Origin of the sequence: Isoptericola sp. NPDC019693 (genome assembly GCF_044389085.1) — a bacterium.
Lineage (GTDB): Bacteria > Actinomycetota > Actinomycetes > Actinomycetales > Cellulomonadaceae > Isoptericola.
The window spans coordinates 95,483-102,480 of record NZ_JBIRXP010000009.1 but is presented as its reverse complement, the minus strand read 5'-3'; the positions used below and the strand labels follow the sequence as shown (position 1 = coordinate 102,480).

Annotated in this window: 5 protein-coding genes and 1 pseudogene; 5 read left to right on the top strand and 1 reads right to left on the bottom strand. The window is 74.0% G+C overall.

Annotation, left to right across the window (positions count from 1 at the left end):
• Positions 1-2,002 (top strand): annotated as a pseudogene (locus ACH436_RS20555) (hypothetical protein); the annotation flags it as partial.
• Positions 2,003-2,255: 253 nt separating this feature from the next.
• Positions 2,256-3,578 carry an MFS transporter gene (locus ACH436_RS20550; protein WP_430562069.1) on the top strand — a complete coding sequence of 441 codons (1,323 nt, stop codon included), beginning with the start codon at positions 2,256-2,258 and terminating at the stop codon, positions 3,576-3,578.
• A 29-nt stretch (positions 3,579-3,607) separates the two neighbouring features.
• Here the strand turns inward: ACH436_RS20550 and ACH436_RS20545 are convergent, their stop codons facing one another.
• Complete coding sequence (locus ACH436_RS20545) at positions 3,608-4,909, bottom strand: MFS transporter (RefSeq protein WP_430562068.1); 1,302 nt, start codon at positions 4,907-4,909, stop codon at positions 3,608-3,610.
• Positions 4,910-5,014: 105 nt separating this feature from the next.
• On the opposite strand from ACH436_RS20545, the gene ACH436_RS20540 reads away from it, so the two are divergent.
• The 3 genes from ACH436_RS20540 to ACH436_RS20530 all read left to right on the top strand — a co-directional run bounded on the left by ACH436_RS20540 (position 5,015) and on the right by ACH436_RS20530 (position 6,997).
• The gene (locus ACH436_RS20540) at positions 5,015-5,686 is read left to right on the top strand and encodes a YitT family protein (RefSeq protein ID WP_430562067.1); all 672 of its coding nucleotides are present in this window, start codon (positions 5,015-5,017) and stop codon (positions 5,684-5,686) included.
• A gap of 67 nt (positions 5,687-5,753) precedes the next feature.
• Entirely contained in the window at positions 5,754-6,074 is a 321-nt protein-coding gene (locus ACH436_RS20535) for a GNAT family N-acetyltransferase (RefSeq protein WP_430562066.1), read from the top strand.
• The gene (locus ACH436_RS20530; protein WP_430562065.1) at positions 6,071-6,997 is read left to right on the top strand and encodes a DUF1524 domain-containing protein; all 927 of its coding nucleotides are present in this window, start codon (positions 6,071-6,073) and stop codon (positions 6,995-6,997) included. The genes ACH436_RS20535 and ACH436_RS20530 overlap by 4 nt, the downstream gene beginning before the upstream one ends.
• Position 6,998 lies beyond the last annotated feature (1 nt).

Sequence of the window (6,998 nt, the reverse complement as noted above, 5' to 3'; positions counted from 1 at the left end):
TGAGCTGCCGGGTCTTCCCGGCGGTGAGCTGCCGGACGGTGAGCTGCCTGGCCTTCCGGGGCTGGGTGACGTGACCGACCTTGGCGGCGTCGTGGACACCGTCTCGGACACGGTCGACGGACTGACCCAGGCTGTCGACGGCACGCTCGGCACGGGTTCGACGGTGCAGGACACCGTGGGTGCCGTGACCGAGCCTGTCTTCGCCCTGGCGAATCTGCTGGGTGCGGTTCCGACGCAGCCCGGCCAGGTTCCCGGGGTCTCGGGCATCGACACGGCGGTGGACGACGTGGTGAACGCCGTCTCCGGCGTGACCGGGGCCCTGGACGACCTGCTCGGTACCGGGTCGCTGGTGCAGGACACCGTTGACGGGCTGGTCGGTGAGGACGGCGTGGTGGATGACGTCGTGGGTGCCGACGAGCCGGAGGACGGTGTCACCGACGGTCTCGTCGCACACGTCGTCGAGGACGTGAACGGCGTGCTCGCCTCGCTCGCGGCCGCTGACCTCAACGGTGTGCTCGACGGCGTGACCGCAGAGGGCGGCCTGGTGGACGACCTGCTCGAGGACCAGGGTCTGGACCCGGTGCTCGGTGACGTCGTGGACACCACGGGCGTGCTGGACGACCTGCTCGGCACCGGTTCGTCGGTACAGGGCCTGGTTGACGGGCTGGTCGGTGAGGACGGCGTGGTGGATGACGTCGTGGGCGCTGATGAGCCGCAGGACGGCGTGACCGACGGTCTCGTGGAGGCCGTGCTGGACGACGTCGACTCGGTGGTCGGTTCGCTGACGGCTGGTGATCTGCCCGGTGTTCTGGAGGGCGTGCTCGCCGAGGACGGTGTGGTCGACGACGTGCTGGAGGACGGCGGCGTCGACTCCGCGGTGGATGACGTGGTCGGTCAGGTCTCGGGCCTGACGGGCACGGTCGACGACACGCTGGGTACCGGTTCGCTGGTGCAGGGCGTGGTTGACGGGCTGGTCGGTGAGGACGGCGTGGTGGATGACGTCGTGGGCGCTGACGAGCCGCAGGACGGTGTGACGGATCAGGCCGTGGAGCACGTGCTCGACGACCTGGAGCAGATCGTCGGTGACCTGACCGAGGGTGACCTCGGTGCGGTGATCGACGACCTCACGGCCGAGGACGGTCTGGTGGACGACGTGCTGGAGGACCAGGGTCTGGACCCGGTGCTCGGTGATGTCGTGGATGCCACGGGTGTGGTGGACGACCTGCTCGGCACGGATGACCTGGTCGAGGGTGTTGTCGACGGTCTCGTCGGTGAGGACGGCGTGGTGGATGACGTCGTCGGTGCTGATGAGCCGCAGGACGGCGTGACCGACGAGCTCGTCGAGCACCTCGTCGAGGACGTCAACGACACGGCCAACGAGCTGCTCGAGGGCGACCTCGGCGGTCTGGTCGACAGCGTGGTCGCGGAGGACGGACTCCTGGACGACCTCCTGGAGGACGGCACCGCCGCGACCGATCCGGGTGACGGCACCGATCCGGGTGACGGCACCGACCCTGGTGACGGCACCGACCCGGGCGATGGCACGGACCCTGGTGACGGCACCGACCCGGGCGATGGCACGGACCCGGGCGACGGCACCGACCCGGGCGATGGCACGGACCCCGGTGACGGCACCGGCCCTGGTGATGGCACGGGCCCGGGTGACGGCACCGGCCCTGGTGATGGCACGGTCCCCGGTGACGGGAGCACCGACGGTGGGAACGACGCCACGGGCGACGGCTGGACCGGCACGGCGGGCGGTCCGATCTCCGCAGCATCCGGCACGGACGGCGTGAGCTGGACGGCCGGGGCCGGGAGCGGGACGAACGGCGCCGCGTCGGCTGCCGGGGCCGAGGCCTCCGGCAGCACCGGTGCGATGGAGTCCCTGCCGACGACAGGCGGTGACCTGCGGCTGCTGGGGCTGTCGCTGCTGCTGATGCTCACGGGCACCGCGCTGGTGCTGCGCCGTCGGAAGGAGGCGCTCGCGGTCACGACCCGCTGACCCCACCGGAGCCGGTACCGGCTCCGGACGGGGCGGCGCTGTCACGGGGGATCACTGGGGAGTGTCCCGTGGCAGCTCCGCCCCGGCTGGGGCCGGCGTGGGCGCAGCACGGCGCAGGGGGCCGGGCTGCGTCCACGACTGCCGGCGTCGCGGGGGTACGCGTGGCGGCCCCGGGAGGATGATCACCGACTCGAGAAGAGGGTCGGCAGACCCGCCCGGGGCTGCCCGCGGAACACGCCTACCCTGGGACACCGTGCCCAGACTGATCGCCGATCTCACACCGCTGCGCGTCTCCCCGGCGTTCCGTCGCCTGTGGTGGGGCCTCGGCGTCTCGAACATCGGCACGCAGGTCACCGTCGTCGCGGTCGGCCTGCAGGTGTACGCGCTGACGGGCTCGACGCTCGCCGTCGGCACGCTGGGCATCGCGGCGCTGGTCCCGCTGGTCGCGCTCGGCCTGTACGGCGGCGCCCTGGTGGACCACTACGACCGGCGTCGCGTCTCGCTGCTCGCGTCGACCGTGCTGTGGCTGGTGACGGCGGGCATCGCGGCGCAGGCCTGGCTCGACGTCGGGTCGGTGAACCTGCTGTACGGGCTGGTGGCGCTGCAGTCCGCGGCGTTCGCGATCAACAACCCCGCGCGGACCTCGATCGTGCCGCGCCTGCTCGAGCCGCGGCTCATGCCGGCGGCGAACGCGTTGCAGACGCTGTCGTTCAACGTGGCCCTCACGTGCGGCCCGCTCGTGGGTGCGCTCCTCGTGGCCCGGCTCGGGTACGCGTGGGCGTACACCCTCGACGTGCTGCTGTTCACCGCCGCGCTGTGGGCGGTGTGGCGGCTGCCCGCCGTGCCGCCCGAGCTGACGGGCGCCGACGACGGCGCGGCCGGCGCGGTCGCGGGCGCACCCGCCCGACGGCGCGTCGTCGGGCTGAGCTCGGTGCTGGACGGGCTGCGCTACCTCGCGACCCGGCCGAACGTGCGCACGACGTTCGTGGTCGACCTGGCCGCGATGGTGCTCGCGTTCCCGCGGGTGCTGTGGCCCGCGGCGGGCGCGCTCTACCTCGGCGGCGGCGAGACGACGACGGGCCTGCTCGCCGCCGGGTTCGCCGTCGGCGGCATCCTCGCGAGCGTGTTCTCCGGCGCGCTGGTGCGCGTGCGGTGGCAGGGACGGGTCATCGTGTGGGCCATCACGGCGTGGGGCCTGAGCGTCGCCGCCTTCGGTGCGGTGCTCGTCGCCGTCGGGCCCGACGCGCCCGACGGCGTGCTGTGGGGCGCCGTCGTGCTCGCGGGCGTGGCGCTGCTCCTCGCGGGCGGCTCGGACGCGATCTCGTCGGTGTTCCGCCAGTCGATCCTGCAGACCGCGACGCCCGACCACATGCGCGGGCGCCTGCAGGGCGTGTTCATCGTGGTGGTCGCGGGCGGGCCGCGGCTCGGGGAGATGGTGCTCGGCGCCGAGGCCACCTGGTTCGGCGAGGGGTGGGCGGCTGTCGTGGGCGGGCTGGCGTGCGTCGCGGTGCTGTGGCTGGTCGTCCGCCTGCAGCCGCGGTTCTGGCGCTACGACGCGCACCACCCCGAACCCTGAGCTCCGTGCCCTGAGCACGGCGGGCCGGCTCAGGCGGCGTCGGCGTAGGGGCGACGACGCCGCATGCCGGGGAGGGCGACCAGCGCGAGGATCGCGCAGGCCCAGCCGCCGGACATCGTGACGAGGAACCCGGCGTGCGAGTCGACGGCGTCCACGGCGACCCCGGCCAGCCACGAGCCGAGCGAGACGCCCACGCCCAGCGACGTCCCCACCCAGGTGAGGCCCTCGGTGAGCTGGTGGGGCGCGACGAGCGCCTGCACCAGGGCGTTGCCGTTGATGAGGGTCGGCGCGATGGCGAACCCGGCCACGAACATCACGGCGGCCAGGACGGCGAGGTTCTGCACGAAGAAGAACAGGGAGACGCCGACGGCGATCCCGCAGGCGGTGATGGTGAACCGGGTCGACAGCGGGGACACCCAGTGCCGCGCGCCATAGGCCAGCCCCGACACCAGCGACCCCAGGGCGAAGCACGCGAGCACCAGCCCGGCGAGCCCCTTGACGCCCTGCTCCTCCGCGAACGCCACCGTGGCGACGTCGCTGGACCCGAACATCACGCCCATGCCGACGAAGACGACGGCGAGCACCGGCATCCCCGGCATGCGGATCGCCGAGCGCCGCTCGAGCCGGGCGACGTCGGGGTGCGCCACCGTTCCGACGCGCTCGCCGCCCGCGGGCACCGCCGCGCCGCGGGCGGGCGGCTCGGTGCGGCGCTGCGTGAGGAACCAGGCGGCGCCCGCGCCGCCCACGACGGCCGCCACCAGCAGCCCGCCGGACGGGATCACGGTCGTCGCGAGCGTCGTCGCCAGTACCGGGCCGACGATGAACACCAGCTCGTCGAGGGCCGACTCGAGCGAGTAGGCGGTGTGCACCCGCCGCGCCTCGGGGAGCACGTGCGACCAGCGGGCCCGCGCGAGCGACCCGTACGAGCCCTGGCTCGCCCCGCCCACGGCGGCGCACACCCACAGCACCCATTCCGGGGCGCCCAGGCTCGCCGCGACCACGAGCCCCAGGAGCCCCACCGTCGTGGCGACCAGCATCGGCGTCATCACGCGGGACTGGCCGGACCGGTCCACGAGCCGGGCGATCTGCGGGGCCACCAGCGCCTGGGCCACCACGAGCACCGCCGACACCCGGCCCGCCATCGCGTACGAGCCGTACAGGGCCTGCACCATGAGGACCGTGCCGATGCCGACCATCGACATCGGGAGCCGGGCGACCATGCCCGCGACCGAGAAGCGGGCGGCGCCGGGCACGCGCAGGACGTCGAGGTAGGGATTGCGGGCCGGGGTCCTCGACGCCGCGTCGGGGAGCTCGGGAACAGGCTCGGTCACTGCCGGATTCTCCCACTGCGGGCCGGCGACGGCAGCGACACCGGCCGGCGGTGCCGCCGGGCCCTCGGCGCGCGCCGGGCCACGCGAACCTCTAGCGTGCCGAGCATGACCTCCCGGGCCCGCGCAGGGGCGTCGCACCTCGTCCCCCGAGCGCTGTGGGCCCTGGGCGGTGTGGCAGTCCTGGCCCTCGGCTCCGCGGTGCTGCTCGGCGCGCACGTCGGCGTCGACCCGTTCACGGCGGCGAACATCGGCGTGAGCGGACACCTCGGCGTCGGCCTCGGGGCCTACCAGCTCGCCGTCAACGCGGTGCTCCTCGTGCCCGTCGTCGTCTGGGGGCGCCGGTACGTCGGCCTGGGCACCGTCATCAACATGGTGATGACCGGCTTCTTCGTGCAGTGGTTCAGCGCCGTGCTCGACCCGGTGCTGCCCGACCCCCCTGGCCACCTGCTGCAGGCCGTGCTGTTCCTGGTCGGGATCCTGCTGTTCACCGCCGGGGCGTCGGCCTACATGACGGCGGGCATCGGCACGGCGCCCTACGACGCGATCGCCCCGATGGTGGTGGACCGCACCGGGGTGCGCTACCGCGTGGTGCGCGTCGTCCAGGACCTCCTGTTCGTCGGGCTGGCGATCCTGTTCGGCGGCCCGGTCGGGGTGGGCACCGTCATGACGGCCTTCTTCGCCGGCCCGCTCATCGACTTCTTCACCGAGCGGGTCAACAAGCCGCTGCTGCACCGCCTGCTGCCCGACTCCCCGACGAAGGTGTCGCAGCCCGGCTGAGGTGCTCGCGCGGGACCGTACGGCGGGGGATGCGACAGATGTCGGGATCGACGGCGAGGATGTCCCCATGAACGACTCCCCGACCCCCGTGACCGTGGTCGACGACCGCGACCACCAGGTCTTCCTCGCCCGGCTCGACGACGGACGACGTGCCGGCGGCGCGTACTACGAGCGGAGGGGCGACGCGGGCTCGGCCGTCGTCGTCTTCACGCACACGGAGGTGGACCCCGACTTCGAGGGGCAGGGGATCGGGTCGCAGCTCGCCGCCGGCGCGCTCGACCAGGTACGCGCGGCGGGGGAGAAGATCGTGCCGCTGTGCCCGTTCATCAAGGCCTACGTGCAGCGGCACCCCGAGTACGCCGACCTGCTCGCGCACCCCGCCCGGTGAGGGCGGGGACCACCACCCGGCGCGGCGGCATCGCGGCGCTGGGAGCCTCCGTCGCGCTCCTGCTCGGTGCGTGCGCGGGCGGGCTGGAGCCGTCGTCGTCCGGCCTCGCCGGAGCGGAGCCACCTGCCGCCCAGACCGGTCGTGACGAGTCCGAGCGGCCCGCGCCCCCGGCGGCCGGCACCGCCGTCGCGGCGCTCGAGACGCTGGCGGTGAAGGGCCGCGCACCCAAGACGGGGTACTCGCGCGACCAGTTCGGCCCCGCGTGGGCCGACGTCGACCACAACGGCTGCGACACGCGCAACGACATCCTGGCGCGCGACCTGACCCGCACCGTCACCGACCCGGGCACGCACGACTGCATCGTGCTGAGCGGCGTGCTGGCCGACCCGTACACCGGCACGCGGATCGACTTCCTGCGCGGGCAGGCGACGTCGACCGCGGTGCAGATCGACCACGTGGTCGCGCTGTCCGACGCGTGGCAGAAGGGCGCCCAGCAGCTCGACGGCGAGGCGCGCCGACAGCTCGCCAACGACCCGCTCAACCTGCTCGCCGTCGACGGCCCGACCAACTCGGGCAAGGGCGACGGCGACGCCGCGACGTGGCTGCCGCCGTCCAAGGCGTTCCGCTGCCAGTACGTGGCCCGGCAGGTGGCCGTGAAGCAGGCGTACGCCCTGTGGGTCACCCAGGCGGAGCACGACGCGATCGCGCGCGAGCTGTCCCGGTGCCCGGACGAGCCGCTGCCGTCCGGAGGCGTGGCCCCGGAGGTCGTCGCGGACGACGACGCGGCGGCCGGTCCGGCGGGGACGGAGCCGTTCGCGAGCTGCGCCGAGGCGCGCGCCGCGGGGGCGGCTCCCGTGCGCCGGGGCGACCCGGGCTACTCGTCGCGGCTCGACGGGGACGGGGACGGCGTCGGCTGCGAGTGAG

Bases quoted from the DNA above. Each gene is read 5' to 3' on its own strand.
- ACH436_RS20540 (WP_430562067.1), top strand. From the start codon at position 5,015: ATGACCTCCCGGGCCCGCGCAGGGGCGTCGCACCTCGTCCCCCGAGCG.
- ACH436_RS20535 (WP_430562066.1), top strand. From the start codon at position 5,754: ATGAACGACTCCCCGACCCCCGTGACCGTGGTCGACGACCGCGACCAC.